Source organism: Amycolatopsis sp. WAC 01375 (assembly GCF_003947325.1).
GTDB lineage: Bacteria > Actinomycetota > Actinomycetes > Mycobacteriales > Pseudonocardiaceae > Amycolatopsis.
This window is the reverse complement of record NZ_QHHW01000002.1, coordinates 1-1009: the sequence shown is the minus strand read 5'-3', so window position 1 is coordinate 1009 and position 1009 is coordinate 1. Positions and strand designations below refer to the sequence as shown.

At 66.4% G+C, this 1009-nt stretch carries 1 protein-coding gene; it reads left to right on the top strand.

The features are described from left to right. Positions 1-1009: WD40 repeat domain-containing protein (locus DL991_RS00010; protein ID WP_233598619.1), on the top strand; the 1009-nt coding region annotated here is incomplete at both ends.

The following is a 1009-nucleotide window of genomic DNA, read 5'->3' as shown; positions in this document are numbered from 1 at the left end:
CCCATCCAGTCGGTGGCGTTCAGCCCGGACGGGCACACCCTGGCCACCGGAGGCCTTGATGCGTCGGTGCGGTTGTGGGATGTGTCTGACCCCGCTCGACCGGCGCCACGGGGGGAACCCCTGACCGATTACACCGGTCCGGTCTGGTCGGTGACGTTCAGCCCGGACGGGCACACCCTGGCCACCGGAGGCTTCGATGCGTCGGTGCGGTTGTGGGACATGTCTGACCCGGCCCACCCTGCGCCGCTAGGACAGCCCCTGACCGGCCACACCCAACCCATCCAGTCGGTGGCGTTCAGCCCGGACGGGCACACCCTGGCCACCGGTAGCAGCGACAAATCGGTGCGGTTGTGGGATGTGTCTGACCCCGCTCGACCGGCGCCACGGGGGGAACCCCTGACCGGCCACACCCAACCCATCATGTCGGTGGCGTTCAGTCCGGACGGGCACACCCTAGCCACCGGAGGCCTTGATGCGTCGGTGCAATTGTGGGATGTGTCTGATCCTGCGCGCTCCACACCCTTAGGCCAGCCCCTGACCGATTACATTGGTGCGGTCATGTCGGTGGCATTTAGCCCAGACGGGCATACCCTAGCCACCGGAAGAGACGACAAGTCGGTGCGGTTGTGGGATGTGTCCGACCGCGCTCATCCTAGGCCGCTGGGGCAGCCTTTGAACGGCCACACTAACGTCGTGTCGACGGTGGCGTTCAGTCCGGACGGGCACACCCTAGCCACCGGTAGCTTTGACCAGATGGTGCGGCTTTGGACTCTTCCCTCTTCTGTGTTCACCGGCTACACCCATCCAGTGGCGTTTAGCCCGGACGGGCACACCCTGGCCACCGGTAGCAGCGACAAATCGGTGCGGTTGTGGGACATGTCCGACCCGGCCCACCCTGCGCCGCTAGGACAGCCCTTGACCGGCCACACCCAACCCATCCAGTCGGTGGCGTTCAGCCCGGACGGGCACACCCTGGCCACCGGAGGCCTTGATGCGTCGGTGCGGTTGT